The organism is Streptomyces sp. NPDC107522, from assembly GCF_055657525.1.
Map to the genome: position 1 here is coordinate 350,363 of NZ_JBVKAU010000004.1, position 19,030 is coordinate 369,392.

Here is a 19,030-nt window from a genome sequence, read left to right on the forward strand (position 1 = left end):
GTTCCATGGCTGAAGGACGCGGCCCAATCAAGGTCGGTACGGGCTACATCGAGATCATTCCGAAGGTCCTTCAGAAGGACGTGGAGGAGCTTCGTCGTAAGGTCTCCTCCGAGATGGAAAAGCTCGGGGCGAAGGCTGCGAGGGACATTTCTGCCGGAGCCAAGAAGGGCCTTGAAACCCTGCCGGCTGAGGTCGAGAAGCAGGCCAAGAAGGCCAACGAGAAGACCAAGAAGGCCAAGAAGGACTCTGCTAAGGATCTCGCGCGCATTGAGCGCCAGATCACCAAGGAGTACGGCGAGGAAGCCGCAGCCCGTTTCCGTGCCTTCCGTGAGCTGGAGCAGAAGAAGTCAAAGACCCTCAAGAAGGCGTCCCAGGAAACGAAGAACGCTCTTCGTGACACCGTGCGCCTGGAGGAGACTGCCGCCAAGCAGAGGCTTGCTGCGGCTGAAAGGCTTGAGAAGGACCGTCGACGGGCTCTCAAGCAGACTCAGACGGAACACGCCCGTATTGAGCGTGAGAAGACTCGGTTCGAGCAGACCCAAGAGCGTCTGCGTATCCAGGCTGCCCGTGAGGCAAACCGCGTTCAGATTGCGGAGATGCGCGAGGCCACGCGCCTTCAGGTAGCGCAGATGCAGCAGCAGACAGCTATGCATCGCGCTGAGATGCAGCGGCAGACCGCGAATCAGCGGATGCAGCTTCAGGCCCAGATACAGGCTCAGCGTGCTGCGACCACTGCCATTGTCACGTCGCTGCGGGAGCAGGCTGCCGCTCAGCGTGCAGCGCTTCAGGACGGCATTACCGCACACCAGCGGAACATGACCCAGCTCCGGGACCAGATCCGGGATATCAACCGAGACATCAACACCACCAACACCACCACTCAGTCTTACTTCACCAAGACTGGAACTGCCCTGCGGCGTATGGGCACTTGGTTTGACCAGGTGGGAATGAGCATCAACGAGGCCGCGAATATTCTGACCACTCGCTTCCTCGCTCCGCTGGCTGGTGCCGGCGCCGCGCTGACGGCTATCGGTGTCGAGAACGCGGATAAGCGTCTTCTCGGTCAGCTCGGTCTTTCTTCGGCTGGTGTATCGAACTCTGTCTCTGCGGCTCAGATGGCCGCGATCCAGAACTATGCGATTGACACGCCGTTCTCGATCGACGTCATGCACGAGTATCAGATGAAGCTCATTCGCTCCGTCGCTGGTACTGACAAGAGCTGGTACAGCACGAACGCGGGCACGCGGACCGGTGCGGCCAACAAGGCTGCTGCGAAGACTACTGACCTGATTATGGCTATCGGTGACTCGATGGCCCGAGCCGGTAACCTCAACCCTCAGCAATTCCAGCGCGCTATGTATGCGATGGACATGATCATGGATATGGACCGGGCGCCCACGAAGAACGTGAAGCAGCTCGCCGCAGCCTCCGGTATGCCCGCGTCTGAGCTTGCTCAACTCCTTGGGTTCAAGAACTCAACGGAGATGTGGAAGGTCATTGGTACGCCTGCCAAGGATGGTGGCGGTGTAACCGGTAAGCAGATCATGGATGCCATGCTGAACTTCTGGAATCCGGAGGCTTATCCGGGAACCCAGAAGGGTGATGGGTCTCAGGGCTTCGCTGCGAAGATGACGAGCCAGACCATTACCGGTCGGATTCAGCAGATGAAGGAGCGAGCCTCTTTCGAGTTGGGCAACCTGTTCGTGGAAGAGGGCAAGGACGGTCAGTACCAGTACACGGAGCTTGGTAACCAGATTGCTGGTAAGGGCGGGATTCTGGATCAGGTCCAGGATCTTGCAAAGAAGTGGGGTCCGAAGGTCGATGACTTCCTTGGGTTCTTCCTGGATGGTGTCGAGACGTTCATCAGCACGATTGACCGTGCTGCTACCTGGATTGAGGAATCTGGGCTGGCTGATCTGGCCAAGCCCATTGCTGAGTTCCTGCTCAAGTGGGGTCCCCTGATCCTGGCCGTTGGGCTCCTGTCCAAGGTCCTCGGTAAGGCGGTCGGTCTCGTAGGCCGTGCCTTCGCTCCTGCCGCAGCTCTGACACGAGCTGGTGTCCGCGCGTACGAGGGACAGCGGGATGTCCGCAGTCAGCGGCGTGCGGCTCGGGACGCTCGCAATGAGGCCAGGGACAACGGCGGTTCCCGCCGTGAGGTTCGCCAGGCAGGCCGTGACGCCTACAGGCAGCAGCGGACGACCAACCGCAACGGTGACAGTCGCTCCAACGCGCGGCGCGTCCTGGACGGCTTCATGGGCCGTGACTCCCGTGAGGCTGACGGACAGCGGCGTATCCGTGAGCTTGAGGACCAGATCAGGGAAGCCCGAGACGCAGCGAACGAGCTGCGTGACGAGCTGCGTGAGACGGACCGAGAGAACATGCGGCAGATCCGTGCCGCCCTTGCCGGCGGTTCGGGCTCGGTGCAGGGGTCTGCCAACCAGGCGGGCCAGGCCGTGAACTCCCTCCAGCAGCAGGCCCAGCAGACCAACACCACCAGCCTTGACCAGCTCAGGCAGGAAGTTGAGAAGGTCGAGAAGGCCGCTCGGGATGTGATCTCCCGTCTCGGCACGGTCAAGAACGACGTGACCGCGCTCGACGGGATGAACCTCAACGCGGTCACCGCGGAGTTCGGTCAGCTCAGGACGGCTGCCCAGGACGCGGGTAAGGAGATCACTTCCGACAACACCCGCGTTGGCAACCTCGACAAGAAGAACGTCAATGGGGTCACTGGCTCGGTCAACGGGCTGCGAGACGCGGCCAAGAAGGCTGCGGACCAGATCGGTGATGGCGCCATGTCGTCGTCCACCTCTGGCCGTGTCGCCAACCTCAACAAGCGTCGACTGACGGACATCATCGCGGAGTTCAAGAAGCTCACCGATGGTGCGGACGCCGCTTACAAGAAGGTGGGCCAGGGCACGGGGGCGGGCTCGCTCGCAGGTCGTATCGGTCTGCTCAACGGCCGTTCCCTCAAGGACATCACCAAGCGGGTTGACGACCTCCGTAAGGCGCTGGAGAAGGCCAAGGACGAGGGTGACGGCCTGGACGACGCCCTTGGGCGGATCGGGAAGAAGTCTCCTGGCGGTGGCTCTGGTGGCTCCTCCAAGGGCAAGAAGAACGCCCGTGGTGGTGTCGCTACTCAGGCTGACGTTTCGATGTACGGCGTCATGCCGGGCTATGCCCCTTGGGTGGACAACATTCCGGCGATTCTGTCGCCGGGTGAGGCTGTTCTTCGTCCTGAGGTAACTCAGGCTATCGGCCCGGACACGATCAATTCTTGGAACGCTCTTGCTGTCCGAGGAAAGATCAGCCGTCACGCTCGCGGTAGCGGTGGTGGAGGAAAGTTCGATCTCGACCAGATCAAGGAACTGATCGAGCTTCAGAACATTTATCCCGTCGGCACTGCAATGCTCAAGACGATGAAGCTCGACGGGTCATCTGACCCGCTCGGCGGAAGTGTTCAGGGTGGCATTCTGCGGACGGGTGACCACTCCGCCGGCATCGGCGGTGCCGTGGGTGCTCAGAAGTTCAAGGGCATGTACGACTGGATGACCGAGGACGTTTACACGGTCCTCAAGAAGGTCCCAACTCTGGTCGGTCAGGCAGCCGGAATTCTCGGTGGAACCCTGTCCCCCATCCTGGGAGATTACTTCTGGGATGACGTCTGGAAGGGCAGCGGAAATATTATCGAGCGTGGCCAGCGGTACATGGGCCACGTCTTCAGCCTGGAGACCCTGGGCAAGGTATGGGAAAACCTGTACTCCGGTGTAGGGGACTCACTCAGCGCCATTTGGGACACGATCACTAATCCTGTCGATGCGGTGACCAACGTCTTCGGGGATATCGGAGACATTCTGTCGGGCTCGTACAACAACCTGATCGGCATGATCGAGACGGTAAAGGAAGTCAAGGACGCTCCGCTTGCTTATGTAGGTCGAGTCTTTGACGGCTTCATGGCCAATGCCGAAGAGGCCATGCCGAACACGAAGGGCCTGTTCGACTTCGATAAGGGTTCCAAGGTTGACGCCAAGATTCCCGACATGGGGGCCAGCATTGCGGCGCCCGGTAAGGGCTCAGGCGCTCAGAAGTGGGCTCCTGTTGCAGCTCAGGCACTTTCGATGCTTGGCCTTCCTGGAACTGCACTGCCTACGGTCCTTTACCGGATCGGCATGGAGTCAGGCGGCAATCCCACCATCGTCAACAAGTGGGATAGCAACTGGCAGGCTGGTCACCCTTCGGTCGGCCTTATGCAGGTCATTGGACCTACCTTCAAGGCGTATGCCGGGATGTTCAAGAACACCGGCCCATTCTCGTACGGGACGAGCACGAACCCACTCGCCAACATCTATGCGGGTCTGAACTATGCGAGGAACCGTTATGGCTCCCGCTGGCAGTCCGTACTTGCCGGAAACACGGGTTACGCGACGGGCACTCTTTCCGCTTCTCCGGGGCTCGCCCTGGTGGGCGAGAAGGGCCGTGAGTTGGTTGCGTTTGGCGGTGGTGAGCGGGTGTTCAACAACGAGGAGACCGAAGGGATTCTCAACGGCAAGAAGTACGAAATTCACGTGCATGAGGCTCGCACTGAGCCGACGCCTCAGGCCGTGCTGAGGGCTCTTAGAACTGCGGAGGCCCTTTACACGACCCTGTAAGGAGGCGCCCATGCCAATTCCGGTGAGGGCCAGACCGGCGGCGCCAGTAGTCATTACGCCTACTCCGCCGGCACCGGTCAGTTGGGGTCGGACGAGCGTTTCTGTGGTCGGGAACAACGGTCAGGGGGAGGAAATCCCCCTGACCCTGTTCAACGGCCGTGACTGGCCAGCGATCCTCATGCAGCCCGGAGCCACGGGCTTGGATATGCCGCCATTCGGTCTCTTCTCCGACGACTCCCCGAACCTTGACGGATCTATCTATCGGTCTGCTCGCGCTGCTGCGCGAGAGATCATGATTCCTGTCTACCTCCACGGCGTTGACCGCCAGACAGTGAATCAGCTCAAGCGCAAGCTGTTTCAGTCGCTCAACCCCAAGCGTGGGTACTGCCTCCTCAAGTTCACCGAGGGGAACGGCAGGACTCGTCAGCTCACCGCCTACTACAAGGGCGGTATGGAGGGTTCTGAGGGAAGCGACGCCTCTGGGTTCACCTGGGCTAAGTACGGGCTCACCTTTACGGCTATGGACCCCTGGTTTTATCAGGACCGTTCGGAGTCCATACGTTGGGACTTCGGTACCGGTGACCCTCTTCTTAGCACTACCGCGGCCTTCTTTCCTATGCGGATCAGTGATGGTGTCATGGGAGGTCCTGGCGAAAGCCTCGTCATTTCGAACCCTGGCGACATCGAGGCTTGGCCAGTATGGAAGCTCTACGGGCCGATCAAGTCATTCACGCTTACGAGTCCGGACGGGGAGACCGTAAAGGCGTCTCCGCCTTCTGACGGCTCCGATCTCGTGGCCTCGGGTCGAGTCCTCACGATAGATACGCGCCCTGGCAAGAAGACCGTGAAGGACGACCTAAGCGCCAACTATTGGGCGAAGCTCGACACGAACCCTATGTTCTGGTCGGTCGAGCCTGGCGACACCAACGCAACCGTTTCTGTGGTAACCGGCTCAGGCAAGGCGGCAGTCGTCCTCACCTTCCAACCCCGGTACGCATCTTTCGTATAGGGGGACTCTTGGGCTACCGAGTTGAGGTGTTCGACAAGAACTTGAAGCGAGTGGGGGAGATTGATGAATGGCTCTCGCTCGACTTCACAGTACGACTCTGCCAGGAAGGCTCTTGGCAGCTCCTTATCAAGGACGGCACCCCTCAGTCTCAGCTCATTGAGAAGGGCGGCGGCATCGCCATTTGGCAGGAGGGAGTTTCCAAGCCCCTCCTTTCTGGTCAGGTAGATAGCTTTCAGAAGTATTGGACGAAGTTGCAGCACACGGGACCAGGAAGCGTCTATATCGCGGGCAAGTGTCACAACACCCTTGCGTATAGGCGCCTGGCCTTCCCCGACCCTTCTAAGGCCGTCACACAGCAGTACCAAGCCCGGCTGCCCAGCCGTCTCGTGCGGAAGGAATACGCACCCTCAGCCATCTGGGATGAGCTTCACAACTCCCTCGGTGCTGGTGCTCTCTCGGACCGTCGGGTGAGCGGTATCAACTTCGGTACTGCCCCGACCGTTCCGGGGGTTCCTGGCTGGGGCCTGACCGATTCCCTGAGGTTCGACACCATCGGCGCAAAGATTGAGGAGTGGTACGAGAAGCGAAACTTCGGTTACCGCTTCCTCTACAACGCCAACACTCAGAAGATCGATCTCGACATCTTCGCCCCACGTGATCGGTCCAAGGAAGTCCGCTTCTCCCCAGAGCTGGGAAACCTTCGGGAATACATCTGGACCCTCAGCGCCCCCAAGGTGACGCGGGTCATCGTCGGCTGTGCCGGCGAGAACCTTGAGCGGTACTACTACCAAAAGGTTGACTCCGACTCTGAGTCCGAGTGGGGAATGCAGATCGAGCAGTTCCTTGACCGCCGGGATATTCAGCTCAAGGTGGATAAGACCACGGGCAACCCCGTGAAGTCTGACGCCACCATGACGGCTGACGACGTTGAGGCAGCCAATACCGCCCTTGCAGAGGCAGCCACCGACGCTCTCACCGAGGGCGAGCGAAACGGAAACTTCCAGATTTACCCGATCGACACTGCCGACTGCGCATTTGGCCGTGACTACTTCGTAGGCGACAAGGTGACCGTCGCCGTAGACGGCACTGAGTATTCAGACATCGTGCGCGAGGTCGTTGTGTCCGTCGATGACGGAGGCAATGTGCAGGACGTTTCTCCGAAGATCGGCCAGCAGGGCACGGGCGACCCGCTGAACCTCTACAAGACCGTTTATGACATGCAGCGGAAGCTACGCCGCCTTGAGTCAAGGATGTGATGACCCGTGGCTGAGATCAGTTACCCGTTCAACGAGGCCAACGCCAACGGTGGATCACAGATCGTCTCTCAGGCCCAGTGGCAATCCATGGCAAACATGTGGGGAGGCGACCGAGTTGACTTCCAGCTCACCGCCTCGACCTACGGAACCACCTCCCTGCCGTTCAACGCGACGATCGTCAACGGCCGTACCGTCCAGATCAATCCCGGCAAGGCTTGGGTCGGAGGCTTCTACTACAGCCTCACGGCTCAGCAGTCCGTGACGATCCCCAACAACAGCACCACGAAGCCGCGCAAGGACTTGATCGTTCTTCAGGCGGACATGGCCAAGTCGGCCGTGAACCTTGCCGTGGTGACGGGCACCGCTGCGGCTACACCAGTCGCCCCGACTCCCCGCCGGCAGGCGGGAGGGCTCTGGGAGATGCCTCTTTACGAGGTCGACGCAGCGGCCAACAACGCGTCCGTCTCCATCAGTGGGCGGATGCCATTCAACGTCCCCGGTCGGGTCGCCTATCCATGGAACGCGAACGAGAGCGCGGCGCTTCAGCCGCGAGGCACGTTCTACGTGGACATGGACAATAACAACAACTACACGCAGTACGAGGCGTTCAACGGTAAGGACGGACGCCTCATCACACGCCACCTGGGCAAGTCACTGACGTACACACCGAGCATGGTGGGTATCGGTAACCCAGCGGTCAGGCAGGGGCGTTGGCGATGGATCGCCCCTAATACCGTGTGGTTCTCCGTCTACATCGCGAGCACTTCCACTTCAGACTTGAAGATCCCAAGCACGGGCTGGACTTACGGCGTTTCGCTGCCGACTCCAGCCAACGGCGCTACAGGTCAGGTCTTCCAGGGCCACATAGACAACAACGGGACTGGCGCCTCTCCGAACCTCCCGAACTTCGTGGACATCACCGCAAAGACCAACCGGGGTTCGAGCACGTCTACGGCATACCTCTACATGCCAAACCGGAACTACACCACTGGTACCGGTCTCGACGGCATCGACTACTTCCCGCGCAAGGGATTCCTGACGATCTCTGGAGTCTATGAGGCCGCGTAGCCACCACACAGAAATGACAGCTCGACCCCCGTTTGGGGGCTTTTTTGTTTTCAGGGGGACTCTTTATGGCTCGACTTCTGTTTGGTGGCACTGCGGCTGATGTGGCCGAGGACATTGCTGGCGCTCGCGTACCGGGCGCCACTGGAACTGTCTGGGACGGCTCATCGGAGGGTGCTGCTCAGGTCACTGACCTCACGGACGTGGCGGGTGCCCCGCTCACCGAGCTGGTTGCCGACGAGGACGGCATGATCCCTGGCTTCTACGGGCCGGAAGGCGTTGAGCGCCTGTGGCTCGACTTCGGGGGCGGTCGTGTTGCCCTCGTGGCCAACGACGTTGGTGAGCGACTGGCAGCCCACGTAGCGGCCGACGACCCCCACGGCTCACGTTCTGCCGTCATGGCCGAGTTGGACGCCCTTCGCGGAAGCGCTAACGGCCTCGCGACGCTCGACCCTACGGGCAAGGTGCCTACGTCTCAGATCCCCGTTCTCACCCCGCCTGACCTGCTCGACTGGCTCAACGTCCAGTCCCCCGAGTTCGGCGCCCAGGGCGACGGGGTGAGTGATGACACGGTGGCGATCCAGTCCGCCATCAACGCAGCCGGCATCGGGGGCCTCGTGTACTTCCCCAAGGGGGTGTATCGCATCTCGGCCCCCCTCGACCTTCCCCGCGGAGTGACCCTCATGGGTTCGCACTCCAACCTCATGATCGGTCCCGGGATGGTGGACGAGGATTTCCCCTGCTACATCCAAGCCCTTCCGTCGTTCACGACTGGCGCAATGATTCAGATCATCGGGGACGCTGACGGAACTCACCCTGCCATCAACGGCGAGCAGAGGATTTTCAACCTCATGCTCGACGGCTCCAAGGTCACGACTGGGAACCTCGATGGGATCTACGCCAAGGGGAACGTCCAAAACGTCGTCATGAGGGACGTGTGCATTCGAAAGCTGCCGAACAACGGCATCATCACTGGCAGCAACGCCGGGGGTGAATGGCCTTACTCCTGGCGCCTTCACTCCGTAATGGTGGACAACTGCCACGCTAACGGGATCGTGTTTGAGCGACAGACAGACCTGTCGATGATTGACGTTCAGGTCATTGGTTGCTGGGCAGTCGGCGTGAAGCTCGTCAACTCGGCGAACACCATTCTCGAAGCATGCCGCGCCGAATGGTGCGGTAGCCACGGATTCCACCTCACGGGAGCATGGGGTAACTGGCCAGGGTCCGGCTCGATGACTATGTCTTCCTGCTCGACTGACCGTAACGGACATGATGGCGTCCGAATTGACGCGACCGGTAACGGCCCCTTCCTCATCAACGCCCTCAACACGCGCCGAGACGGCCGCAATGGAGGACCAGGCGGCGGAGGTTATGCGGGCCTCGCCCTTCTCAACCGGGCTCCAGTCGTCGTAACCGGGCTCGGCTGCTACGTAGGCACGGACGACGGAGGTACAGCCAACACGTCCCCTCAGTACGGCGTCCGAGTCTCCGACGCGCGAGACGTGAACGTGATTGGCGCTTACCTGCACGGCCTCACGGCTGGCGTCTTCCAGGAAGGCGCCAACGAGCGAATCCGGTTCACCGCTATCACGACGGTCGCCGGCAACAACTACGCCGAGGACCGAGTTAACTCCTAACCTCCCCACGTCGAAGGCGGCTGCGGATACCCCGTGGCCGCCTTTTTGCTGCCCTCTTGGAGCCCCTATGACCCTCACACAGTTCTTCTCCTACACGGGGCCACTGGCGACGTTCATTGCTGCTGCCGTCGTGATTCTCGCCGCCTTCCGCACGAACACCGCTCGGGTTTGGAAGGAAGAGGCGGAAGCCCAGAAGGCCCGTGCCGAACGCCTTGAGAACGACCTCAAGGAAATCAAGGAGCGGCTGACTCACATCGAGCGCGATAACGCGCGCCTTGTCGCACTCCTCACTTCTCTCGACCCCACCCGCCTTGCTGCTATTCGCCTGGCGACTGACCCCACGGAGGACTAATGGCAACTCCCATGACTCCTGCGCAGATTGTTGCGCAGCTCAAGAAGTTCGGTATTCCGTTCAAGGAGTACAAGGATTGGAAGACCCACAACCGGAACCATAAGGGCAAGTGGGGCCCCGTACACGGCCTGATGGTGCACCACACTGGCTCTGACGCAATGGATCAGCGAGAGCTTCTGTACGCGGGCATCAGCGGCCTCCCTGGCCCGCTCTGCCACTTCGGCCTTGCTCAGGACGGCACCATTCACCTCGTCGGCTGGGGCCGCGCGAATCACGCTGGGCTCGGGGACGATGACGTTCTTGATGCGGTTATCGCAGAGAAGGACGTTCCCCACGACGACGAGAGCAATACGGACGGAAACGCCCGCTTCTACGGCGTTGAGATTTGGTACAGCGGCTCTCACAAGATGTCTGACGATCAGTACGCGACTCTGCGCCTTCTGGCTGCGGCTGTCTGCGATTTCCACGACTGGGACGAGCACAGCGTCATTGGTCATGGCGAGTGGGGTTCTCCGGGTAAGTGGGACCCCGGTTATGCGCCCGGCAAGATGATGGACATGGACGCTGTCCGAAAGGACATCAAGGCGACCATCGCCAAGGGCAAGCCTGCCGAGTCCAAGCCGTCGACTCCTTCCAAGCCCGCCACGCCCGCTAAGCCGAAGCCTTCCATTCCGGCTTTCCCAGGTCGCTACTACTTCCGCGCTGGGGCTAAGAACCAGTACGTGACGATGCTCGGTAAGCAGCTCGTGAAGAAGGGTTACGGGAAGTTCTACAAGCAGGGTCCAGGCCCTCAGTGGACTGCCGTTGACCGTGCGGCCGTGAAGGCATTCCAGCTTGCTCACAAGGAACTGAAGGGTGATGCGGACGGGTACCCCGGTCCGCTCACTTGGAAGATGCTGTTCAACTAAGGGGGACCCATGAAGGAATTCGTTTCCAAGCACGGCGTTCGGATCTATTCCGTCCTCGCGGCCCTGGTGCCGGCGCTCGTCCTCGTCTGGCCAACTGTCCCGTGGGAGGCACTTGTTGCCACCGCTGCGGGTCTGATCGGTCTCGGTGTGGCTGCGGCCTCGCACGAGGACACCAAGACCCTCAAGGCCCTATACGCGGACTCGCCCTTTGAGGCTGAGCTTCGCGGGGAGTCGGGCGAGTAGCCCGACCATGAACTAGGTGCAGGGGTGCACCTGGGGTAGAGAGAAACACGAAAAGGCCCCCTCCCGGAAACGGGAGGGGGCCTTTTTTCGTTTACCCGTGACAGATGGCACAGCGCTTAGCGTAGGCGCCACAGTCACACTCGGCGTATGAGCCAGCGTGGGTCAGTATCACCGAGGCCGCGTAGTCCTCGGCCATGAAGTGTTCGGCCTGGAGGATCGCCAGGAGACCACGCCTCATGCCGTCTGCACGAGCGTTGGCAACGCGTCGAGCAGGACGCCCCAGGTTCCCAGATCTCTTCAGTTCCTCTACCAGATCCCTGAGGAGACGCGTGTACGCGGGACCGTAGGTGTTGGGCTCTGCGACCTCCTGCACCGTCTGACTCACGTCACCACTCCCGGCTCATGTCAGAAGTCGCAACCGGCGTCCACTTCTTGATGGGCTTGGGCTTCACCCTCCCTGCCAAGACCTCTGCCTCCGCAAGCCGGTTCGCCTCCTGAGCGTTGGATGCCTCCACGAAGACGACCGCCGCAGCGTGCGCGTGAAGCGCCACGCGATACCGCTTCTTCATCCCGACTCCCCTTCAACGAGAAGAGGCCCACCCCCGAAGGGGTGGGCCTCACAGGTGCCTCTGTGCTGTGTGGAGTTACGCGTTGGCCGCCGCGTACGCCTCCTTGATGGAGGCCGGAACGCGGCCACGGTCGTTGACCTCATAGTTGTTGGCCTTGGCCCACGCGCGAAGCTCTTCGGCGGAGGGCTCCCCCTCGGCACGCTTCACCGAGGCACGCCCGCGGCTGCCGGCGGAGGACCGACCGCCCGTCTTGCGGCCACCCTTCACGAAGGGCTCAAGGAGTCCACGGAGCTTGTCCGCGTTGGCCGTGGTCAGGTCGATCTCATACGTCTTGCCGTCCAGAGCGAACGTCACGGTCTCGTCCGCCTCGACCCCATCGAGGTCATCGACAAGGAGAACCTGAACCTTCTGAGCCATCTTCTGTACCTACTTATCTAGTCTCTGATTACGGTGGACGGGCCGGTTTCCGCCGTACCCCTACACGAAAACCGGGCCCTCTGCCAGACGGAGGCTTTCATATAGCCTCCAATCCTTCAAGCTGGTTCTACTCTTTCCACTCTCCCTGTGACCATCTACGGCACAGAGAAGCGTAACGACCCTGAACCACACGGTTAGTTGTGGTCCGGATCTTCGGCATAGAGGAGGGGACCGGGCTCGTCCGGTCCTTCGTCGTGGTCTCACTCACTTCTCTGGCTTCTCTTCTCGGCGTATCGGTCTCTGAGCACCACCTGATAGACGCCCTGGCACTGCCGCACGAAGACACCAAACCTCTTGGTCTGCCTCAGGCGCTTAATGCGCTGGGCATAGTCGTGCATCATGTCGTCGGCCTCACCGCTGTCCGGCGATGTGTCGAGAACGACAGTGGGGCTGTGGAGGTTGCTCCACGGTATTGCCTTCATGGTGGTGCTTCCTTACGGCCGTGCTTAGTTCTGAGCCTCTTCGATTGGCGTGAACTTCTTCAGAGTCCAGTACCCGACGAGTTCGCCCGTGATGACGTGGTAAACGGGCTTGCCGTAGCCCAGCTCGGTCACGTCCTGGTGCTCGTCGTCCTCCTGGTCCCGGTGCTCAGACTCACCAGACCGGGTCATGGTTGCCTCCTGGGTTGCAACTTCGGTCGCGGGCCCCTGGTCCTGGTGCTCGTCCTCCTCGGGCGCGTACGCCCACCAGACCTGAGACTGAAGCGTGCCCCTGAAGATGACCTCTCCCGACTCCACGGCCTTGACCTCGTACCGTCCCGAGTCCGCGTAGCTGATCTCTGCGAGAGTGCCGCTGTCGGTGGGCTCGACGGAGCGCTTGCCGCCCTTCCCACCGAAGAGGAGTCGCGCGTTCACATCGAGCCTGGCGGACCGCACGGCAGGGATGTTCCTGATCTCCCCGTGCATCCACTCCCCAGCCTTCGGGGGCTCGGTCTTGCGGATGAACCCGTGATCGGGAATCAGCGTCGTCCAGGTCTGCCGCGTGGCGGGGTCGGTGCCCTTCTCTCCCACGCATGCCCGGATGGCGGAGACCTTGACCCCGTTGTGGGTCGCCTTCATCTCCTTGGGTTCGGCCAGCAGCGTTCCCGTTCGGGTCACCTCGTGCCCTCGGGTGTCTTTCCCGAAGGCAGTCACCCAGTCGCCCGGCTTGACCTTGGCCAGCATGTCCTTGAGGTCTTCCACCTTTTCTACTTCCTCCCAGTTCGGGGAACGCTTCCTGTTCCCGTTTTCTTGACTGTCATTGAGCACCTTTAAGGAAGGCACCTCCAACTGATCTGCGCATACGTCGCAGTCGCACGCGTGACCAACGCACATCGGGCAGTCGATGACGTCGCACAGCCGATCAGGGCCGTACCCGTCCCCCCTGTCGTATGAGAAGGGGTAGAGCACGTGCTCTCTCTCGTACCGATGGCCATGAGCCAGGGGCATCCCAGGACACTCGAACTTGGAGGCTCGGGCGCCCTCCTCAGTGGCGAACGCGGCTCGGCATCCAGTGCACTGCAATCGCCCCTCGGGGTGGGGTCGGATCTTGTGCTTCACGCACTGACCTTCTTGCGAGGCACGGCCTTACGAGCAGGCGCCTTCCGAGGTGCCGGCGGAGAGCCCGCGGGGGTGCCCTTCGCTGCCTTGGCGGTGGTCTTCTGCGCGGGTACCGCCTTCTTGGCAGCCGTTCGCCGCTTGGGCGGAGCCTTCACGGCCTTGGGCTCCTCCACGGGGTCCGGCTCGGGCATGACCTCAACCAACTTGAAGATCACGGGATTGGCTCCGGGACGCCGCTGCGGCTGTTCCGTGATCTCAACGTCAGCCATGTCCTCAGCCGTGTTGAGGATCTGGGCAGCCGAGTAGCGAGACGAGAGAGCACGGTAGAGCTGGGTACTCGTCATCTCGCCCCCGTACATTTCGAGCTTCTGACGGATCTTGGCGTCAAGAGGCTGGATCGTTCGGGACTTAACCACGTTGCTCTGAGAGATCAATTGCTTCACAGAGGCTATGGAGTAGTCCACGAAAGCCTTGGCAGCGTCCAGCGCCTTGACCGTGATCGTGGTCTTCCGCTCGGCCGCAGTGAGTACACAGGCAACGCGCATGACCTGTTCCCCGGAACGCTCGATGTAGCAAGACACGTCCTCGGGCAGCTCCTCAAGAGCGTCCTCGTACTCTGCACTGATGTCGTCAAAGCGGTCCGCTGCCGCGTCGCTCAACTCCATCTGTCGGGGCTCCTTCTGCACCCACTCATAGGCCAGGCGGAGCGAGCCACTGACCTTGACCTCATCGAGCGGGCTGCCCTTGTAGTCCCGTCGACGGAGACGCTTGGACCGCTCGACCATGACCGGAAGAATCCGGTTGTACGAGCCTCCCTGAGCCTCGGTGGCGCTGATGAACTTGGCCCAGAGCGCGGGCTGAATGTGAACGTGGAAGCCTAGCGAAGGCTCGTTCACGGTGATCTCTACACGCTTACCATCCTTCTTGGTGACGTTCGAGATCCGCTTTCCGTCCCAGGAAGTACGGAGTACGCCGCTGTACTTCGGGCAACGCTTCGTGAGCTGAAGCGTGGTCGGCCATTCCTCGTCAATTACGAGAGTACGACCGTCCAACCCTCCCTCAGAAGTAAGCGAGTCCTGTTCCGTCTCGTAAAGCGTCTGTACGAGAGACGGGCCCGAGGAAATACCGCCCTGCCGGCGGAGGGCCAGCCATTCCCCGATAGCGTCGTTGAGAATCGTCTCAGCTGTGGCCAGAGCGAATCCCTTACGACCGACCATCGAGCGGCCAGCAAGGGCCGTCCAGACCACTACCGGGCGCCCGTCCGGCTGTGTGAGCTTCCCGTTGACGGCAGCGGAGTACAGCGCAAGTACAGCCGCGTGCACGCCGATGGGGTCGGCCTCGGTGTGAGGCATAGCGGCCTTCACGGCCGCGCCGATCGGCCCGTAAGCCATCGGCTCATATCTCGCTTTCTCGTCCACTCCATCCTTCCCTGTTCTGTTGTGTCGGCACGTCCACACTGAGCGTGTGAGCGTCCATGGATCGGGCTGGACGTACCCCTACTCCAGCCCTCACCAAAGAGGCTCAGCCCTGCTCGTCGTCCTCATCGGGACCGAGTACAGCGTTGAGGATGTCGTCAGATGCCTTGCGAGCGGACGCAGCACTCTGACGCGACATCTCGGCCAAGTGCCGGAGTCCGGCGTTCGTCATGTAAGACGCGTCCTGCTTGGCCTTGACTTCCGGGTATTTCCGGCCAGCCTCATAAGCGGCCTGGCACTCCTTTGCGTTCTCCTCCATCCGTTCTATATAGACGTGAAGCGCGGTACGAATTATGGATTCGTGCTTGCTCAGCGCCTCGTGATAGCGGGCGGCCTCTTCCTGCATTCCGGCGTCCATCTGAATCACGTCACTCAGCCCCTTCCATCTCACGCTCGACACTCCACCGAGCGAGGTCGTTTCCTTGGATGGTCCAGGTGGGCACGGCATCCCAGTCCTTACCCCACCCGCCGTTTTTGCCCTTCCCCCACACGTCCGGGTATAGCCACCCGAGGGGAACGATCCCGTCCCGCTTCACGTCGTTCACGTTGATTACGCGGGCCTGCCATATGTAGACCGTGCGGACGGTCCCAGAGTTGGCCGACGTAGATGTTTTCGGTTCACCTTCCAGCAGGGCCCGTATTCCGTGCGTACACACGACGTCCCCCGCTTTGAGTTCCGACGTGTCGAGAAACAGCATTTCCGTGCTCACTCACTTCCCCTTCTCTGTGAGACCACGAATGCGCGGGCAGCCTCGCCCACGAGGGCGCGAGCGGCCATGAGCGGGCAGGCGTATGCGTTGGCGGTCTCGCCCAGCTCGCCGCAGAGGTCCCGGAAGGCGTCCATGCGTGCGCTCGCGTCCGGGTTGCCGGCGGCTGCCCTGGCCCCAGCGCGAGCGGCCACCACGTCCACGCTCCAGCGGTTAGAGCCGCTCATGCCGCCTCACTGTGGATCTGCTGGGCATCGGTCACGTAGACAGGCCAGAGCCCGTAAGACAGCGGGACAGGCCCGTAACCGTGCCTCCAGCGGACCCAGTAGACCCAGCGTCGGAAGGGTCGGAATCCCCGCTTCTCGACGCTCACGACCTTGCCCACGTTGCCGGGCTCGCGGAAGTGCGAGACCCGGTCACCAACTACGAACTCAGGCTTTCTCACGTATCCGCCTCTCAGGGGTAGGGATGATCAAAATGAGGGCATCGGCCCTATGGGGGTCACACCAACCGCCCCAATCTGCGATGACGACAACCGGTCCCGGCTCGTCCGCCAAGAGGCAGCACACGCCGCACTGACACGTACGGTCGTAGGCGTATGTGCTCGCCGGGTATTGGTCGTTGAAGTAGTCGGTGCCCAGGCTTCTGTGTTCGTCTTCCAGAAACACAGCCAGGATCGAATCCCCATCGCACACGTCCTCAGCGCGCACGATGCGCGCGTGACCCTCGTCTTCCAGGACCGGAGCATGGTCCTCGTCCTGGGGGTAACGGGTCACGATGACGGGGAAGAACTCAGCACACTTCACGCCGCCCCCTTAGCCAGCTTTTCCGGGACCCACGAGAGCCCATCCCGGCATGCCAACCGGTAAGCGAACTCCACCCAGAATGCGGGCTCTTGGAGGCTCCCGAGGATGCTCCGAACCGCCGAGTTAAGCGTTCCGTCTTCCGGGCTGTACGGCATGATTGCCAGTCTCGGCGCCTCCCATGCGCCGTGCTCAACAAGCGTCTCCGGGTCCTTGACCCGCAGCTCTACGCCCTCCTTTCCAGGCGTCCAAAGGATGTCCACACGTACGGCCCCGATGGAATCCAGGCCAACCGCAATGTGCGTGTGACTCATTACCGTCCTTTCCTCTAGGCACTGAGCAAAGGGCATGGAGGCGTACCCCTACCCGCCATGCCCCAAGCTCACCGCTTAGCGGCGGGCGTCGTTCAGTGCCTCAATCGCCTTTTCCCGAAGCTCAGTTGGCAGGCACCCGGCGTGACGCCGTGCTCGGCGCATGTGGCTGTAGAACATGACGCCTTCCCAGTTCTCCCCGCCCTCTCCGCATCCGAGGAGGCAACGCACCTTCCAGTGGGTGTCACTTCCGGGATAGGCGGCCAGCGGTTCCCAGCCCAGGTCTCGAATCCGGGCGAGCGCCCTTTCCGCGCTCGCGATGTTGCGCTTGCTCTGCCCTGTCTTCAGAACAGGGTCAAGGTCCGGCACGTTGGGGGAGTTCTCCATCATTGCGGGCTTTCCTTTCGTCGGTTAGATCGGGTCTGCGTGGCGGCGTGCGTGGATAAGGTCCACGCCCCCATCAGGGCAGTGCGGACAGGGAACGATGTTCTCTTCCCTCCACTGCTTTACGGTGACCAAGACCACGCCATCACAGGAACCGCATGTCATTTGCACCATGGGTTTTGTCCTTCGCTAGAGACAAAGCAAAGGGCACGGCGGAGTACCCCTAATCCGTCCGTGCCCCAAACTCCGCCGCTATCGAGTGGAGTTGCGTCCTCTGCATTGACGGCAGTACTTACACGGGTCCACGATTCGCACGCTGTGACGCTGGACCATCATGAGTGACCAGCCGTCGGCTAGTTCGGAGGTATCGCCCCCCTGCATGGCAACGCTGGCCAGGTGCCACAGGCGGTAACCCTCCGGGTCAACCTCCTGCCATTCCGCGAAAGCAGCATCCCGCTTACGGGTGTTCTCCTCCCGCTCGTCCGGGGTGTATTCCACGGGCACCGGGCGCGAGCCGCGACCATTCGGGTAGGTGTTGTAATACGCCCCCGGCTCACTGGCGTACACGTAGAACCGAAGATTCATTGCGATGGTCTGAGAGGAACGACGCATCACTTACCCTCCTTCTCGCTTTTGAGGTATGCAACGGCCTCACGCTCAATGAGCCGCAGCAACTCATGCGGGAGCGTGGCGTTTTCCTGCCCGTGGTCCTCCCGCATGTAAATCGCATACATGCCTTCTGCTTGCTCTTGTGCCCGCTTCCACTGCCCCCGTGCGTCGATGCACGGCCTCTTGTTCAGGTCGAGCGGATAGCGCGCGTAATGCGCCCTCCAGCGCTGGAGTTCGGCCAGCGGACGGACCACACGGTTAAGCGCAATCCACATGTTCCGCTCGGTCATGGTCGTTGCGTCGTAGGCGCACTCCTTAATGGACGGGTGATCCAGCGGAGGAGTCACGCGCTCTCCAATGATCGGGTCATTCGGAATGAGCCCGTACCGTCCCCGGTACTCCTCCAGCCGGAACGTTTCCCAGTTGGGGAAGACGTGCGCGTGTTCCCCGCAAAGGATCGTGCGCAGTCGCTCTCCCTTGTAAAGAATCGTCCGCACAACCGCACCAGGAAACGGGCAGTGTCCCTTTTCGTCGTTGCGGTAAATCTCGCACAGGAACTCACCCTTTACGGCCGTCTGTGCAACCTCACGAGTCGGCGCCCAACCGACCCATACCGTTGTGCGCTTCTCGGTGTCGTACTCGTACGCGAACCACTTCTCAGGGTTCGGTGCACCGTCCACGTGGACGACGTAACCGCCGTACTCCTCTGTTCCCTCCTTCCCCAGGTAGAACACTCCGTCATAGCCGCCCTGCCGCCATTCGGCCACAGTGTTTATGCCCCTTCCCTTACTTGACTTCCATGGACAGAACCTGATTCGCGTGAATGTCCTCGTGCAAGCGCATGTCCGTGCGTGCGGAAATGCGGCTACCGATGCCGACCACGCGGCCCCTGAGGATCACTTCACCGTCAAGCCACGTGATCTCAAGGGACTGGAGTTCGTACAGCCCGCGCTTAGCCGCGCGGATTGTCTCGATGGTGAACAGCGCTCTTCCTGCCATTCGTGCGCCTTTCGGCAAGGTCTCTGAGCTTGTCTCTAG

Annotated in this window: 20 protein-coding genes; 8 read left to right on the plus strand and 12 right to left on the minus strand. The window is 61.3% G+C overall.

Annotated features, from left to right (window positions below):
• Window positions 1–5: 5 nt before the first annotated feature.
• The 8 genes from ACZ7L6_RS15570 (at window position 6) to ACZ7L6_RS15605 (ending at window position 11,119) form a co-directional block, all read left to right on the plus strand.
• Window positions 6–4,646 (plus strand): lytic transglycosylase domain-containing protein, encoded by a 4,641-nt coding sequence (locus tag ACZ7L6_RS15570; RefSeq protein ID WP_471923998.1) that lies wholly within the window; start codon window positions 6–8, stop codon window positions 4,644–4,646.
• A gap of 103 nt (window positions 4,647–4,749) precedes the next feature.
• On the plus strand, window positions 4,750–5,655 hold the full coding sequence (locus ACZ7L6_RS15575; protein WP_471924000.1) for a phage tail domain-containing protein: 906 nt from the start codon (window positions 4,750–4,752) through the stop codon (window positions 5,653–5,655).
• A 26-nt stretch (window positions 5,656–5,681) separates the two neighbouring features.
• Entirely contained in the window at window positions 5,682–6,911 is a 1,230-nt protein-coding gene (locus tag ACZ7L6_RS15580; RefSeq protein ID WP_471924002.1) for a siphovirus ReqiPepy6 Gp37-like family protein, read from the plus strand.
• A 6-nt stretch (window positions 6,912–6,917) separates the two neighbouring features.
• Window positions 6,918–7,979, plus strand: a complete 1,062-nt coding sequence (locus tag ACZ7L6_RS15585) for a hypothetical protein (RefSeq protein ID WP_471924004.1) — start codon at window positions 6,918–6,920, stop codon at window positions 7,977–7,979.
• A gap of 101 nt (window positions 7,980–8,080) precedes the next feature.
• Window positions 8,081–9,616, plus strand: a complete 1,536-nt coding sequence (locus ACZ7L6_RS15590) for a right-handed parallel beta-helix repeat-containing protein (RefSeq protein ID WP_471924006.1) — start codon at window positions 8,081–8,083, stop codon at window positions 9,614–9,616.
• Between the two features lie 67 nt (window positions 9,617–9,683).
• Window positions 9,684–9,968, plus strand: a complete 285-nt coding sequence (locus tag ACZ7L6_RS15595) for a hypothetical protein (protein ID WP_471924008.1) — start codon at window positions 9,684–9,686, stop codon at window positions 9,966–9,968.
• Window positions 9,968–10,876, plus strand: a complete 909-nt coding sequence (locus ACZ7L6_RS15600; RefSeq protein WP_471924010.1) for a peptidoglycan-binding protein — start codon at window positions 9,968–9,970, stop codon at window positions 10,874–10,876. Before ACZ7L6_RS15595 ends, ACZ7L6_RS15600 begins: the two co-directional genes overlap by 1 nt.
• A gap of 9 nt (window positions 10,877–10,885) precedes the next feature.
• Complete coding sequence (locus tag ACZ7L6_RS15605) at window positions 10,886–11,119, plus strand: hypothetical protein (protein WP_471924012.1); 234 nt, start codon at window positions 10,886–10,888, stop codon at window positions 11,117–11,119.
• 386 nt (window positions 11,120–11,505) lie between these two features.
• Here ACZ7L6_RS15605 and ACZ7L6_RS15610 read toward each other — a convergent pair whose 3' ends face one another.
• The 12 genes from ACZ7L6_RS15610 to ACZ7L6_RS15665 form a co-directional block, all read right to left on the minus strand.
• Complete coding sequence (locus tag ACZ7L6_RS15610) at window positions 11,506–11,688, minus strand: hypothetical protein (RefSeq protein ID WP_471924014.1); 183 nt, start codon at window positions 11,686–11,688, stop codon at window positions 11,506–11,508.
• Window positions 11,689–11,763: 75 nt separating this feature from the next.
• Window positions 11,764–12,105, minus strand: a complete 342-nt coding sequence (locus tag ACZ7L6_RS15615; protein WP_369272377.1) for a histone-like nucleoid-structuring protein Lsr2 — start codon at window positions 12,103–12,105, stop codon at window positions 11,764–11,766.
• Between the two features lie 260 nt (window positions 12,106–12,365).
• Window positions 12,366–12,587, minus strand: coding sequence for a hypothetical protein (locus ACZ7L6_RS15620; protein ID WP_471924016.1), 222 nt, complete (start codon window positions 12,585–12,587; stop codon window positions 12,366–12,368).
• 24 nt (window positions 12,588–12,611) lie between these two features.
• The gene (locus ACZ7L6_RS15625) at window positions 12,612–13,553 is read right to left on the minus strand and encodes a hypothetical protein (RefSeq protein ID WP_471924018.1); all 942 of its coding nucleotides are present in this window, start codon (window positions 13,551–13,553) and stop codon (window positions 12,612–12,614) included.
• Between the two features lie 146 nt (window positions 13,554–13,699).
• Window positions 13,700–15,121, minus strand: a complete 1,422-nt coding sequence (locus tag ACZ7L6_RS15630) for a DUF3987 domain-containing protein (RefSeq protein ID WP_471924020.1) — start codon at window positions 15,119–15,121, stop codon at window positions 13,700–13,702.
• A 103-nt stretch (window positions 15,122–15,224) separates the two neighbouring features.
• A complete protein-coding gene (locus tag ACZ7L6_RS15635; RefSeq protein WP_471924022.1) occupies window positions 15,225–15,545 on the minus strand; it encodes a hypothetical protein in 321 nt (106 codons plus the stop codon).
• A gap of 1 nt (window position 15,546) precedes the next feature.
• Window positions 15,547–15,888, minus strand: coding sequence for a hypothetical protein (locus tag ACZ7L6_RS15640; RefSeq protein ID WP_471924024.1), 342 nt, complete (start codon window positions 15,886–15,888; stop codon window positions 15,547–15,549).
• Window positions 15,885–16,112, minus strand: a complete 228-nt coding sequence (locus tag ACZ7L6_RS15645; protein ID WP_471924026.1) for a hypothetical protein — start codon at window positions 16,110–16,112, stop codon at window positions 15,885–15,887. The genes ACZ7L6_RS15640 and ACZ7L6_RS15645 overlap by 4 nt, the downstream gene beginning before the upstream one ends.
• Window positions 16,113–16,687: 575 nt before the next feature.
• Window positions 16,688–17,002, minus strand: a complete 315-nt coding sequence (locus ACZ7L6_RS15650; protein ID WP_471924028.1) for a hypothetical protein — start codon at window positions 17,000–17,002, stop codon at window positions 16,688–16,690.
• A 75-nt stretch (window positions 17,003–17,077) separates the two neighbouring features.
• Window positions 17,078–17,389 carry a hypothetical protein gene (locus ACZ7L6_RS15655; RefSeq protein ID WP_471924030.1) on the minus strand — a complete coding sequence of 104 codons (312 nt, stop codon included), beginning with the start codon at window positions 17,387–17,389 and terminating at the stop codon, window positions 17,078–17,080.
• Between the two features lie 605 nt (window positions 17,390–17,994).
• Window positions 17,995–18,759, minus strand: coding sequence for a hypothetical protein (locus tag ACZ7L6_RS15660; RefSeq protein WP_471924032.1), 765 nt, complete (start codon window positions 18,757–18,759; stop codon window positions 17,995–17,997).
• Between the two features lie 19 nt (window positions 18,760–18,778).
• Window positions 18,779–18,991 carry a hypothetical protein gene (locus ACZ7L6_RS15665; protein ID WP_471924034.1) on the minus strand — a complete coding sequence of 71 codons (213 nt, stop codon included), beginning with the start codon at window positions 18,989–18,991 and terminating at the stop codon, window positions 18,779–18,781.
• Window positions 18,992–19,030 lie beyond the last annotated feature (39 nt).

Excerpts from the sequence above, each read along its gene's own strand:
- ACZ7L6_RS15595 (WP_471924008.1), top strand. The coding sequence starts at position 9,684 with ATGACCCTCACACAGTTCTTCTCCTACACGGGGCCACTGGCGACGTTC.
- ACZ7L6_RS15570 (WP_471923998.1), top strand. The coding sequence starts at position 6 with ATGGCTGAAGGACGCGGCCCAATCAAGGTCGGTACGGGCTACATCGAG.
- ACZ7L6_RS15650 (WP_471924028.1), bottom strand. The coding sequence starts at position 17,002 with ATGAGTCACACGCACATTGCGGTTGGCCTGGATTCCATCGGGGCCGTA.
- ACZ7L6_RS15665 (WP_471924034.1), bottom strand. The coding sequence starts at position 18,991 with ATGGCAGGAAGAGCGCTGTTCACCATCGAGACAATCCGCGCGGCTAAG.
- ACZ7L6_RS15655 (WP_471924030.1), bottom strand. The coding sequence starts at position 17,389 with ATGATGGAGAACTCCCCCAACGTGCCGGACCTTGACCCTGTTCTGAAG.
- ACZ7L6_RS15605 (WP_471924012.1), top strand. The coding sequence starts at position 10,886 with ATGAAGGAATTCGTTTCCAAGCACGGCGTTCGGATCTATTCCGTCCTC.
- ACZ7L6_RS15610 (WP_471924014.1), bottom strand. The coding sequence starts at position 11,688 with ATGAAGAAGCGGTATCGCGTGGCGCTTCACGCGCACGCTGCGGCGGTC.
- ACZ7L6_RS15615 (WP_369272377.1), bottom strand. The coding sequence starts at position 12,105 with ATGGCTCAGAAGGTTCAGGTTCTCCTTGTCGATGACCTCGATGGGGTC.
- ACZ7L6_RS15620 (WP_471924016.1), bottom strand. The coding sequence starts at position 12,587 with ATGAAGGCAATACCGTGGAGCAACCTCCACAGCCCCACTGTCGTTCTC.
- ACZ7L6_RS15600 (WP_471924010.1), top strand. The coding sequence starts at position 9,968 with ATGGCAACTCCCATGACTCCTGCGCAGATTGTTGCGCAGCTCAAGAAG.
- ACZ7L6_RS15645 (WP_471924026.1), bottom strand. The coding sequence starts at position 16,112 with ATGAGCGGCTCTAACCGCTGGAGCGTGGACGTGGTGGCCGCTCGCGCT.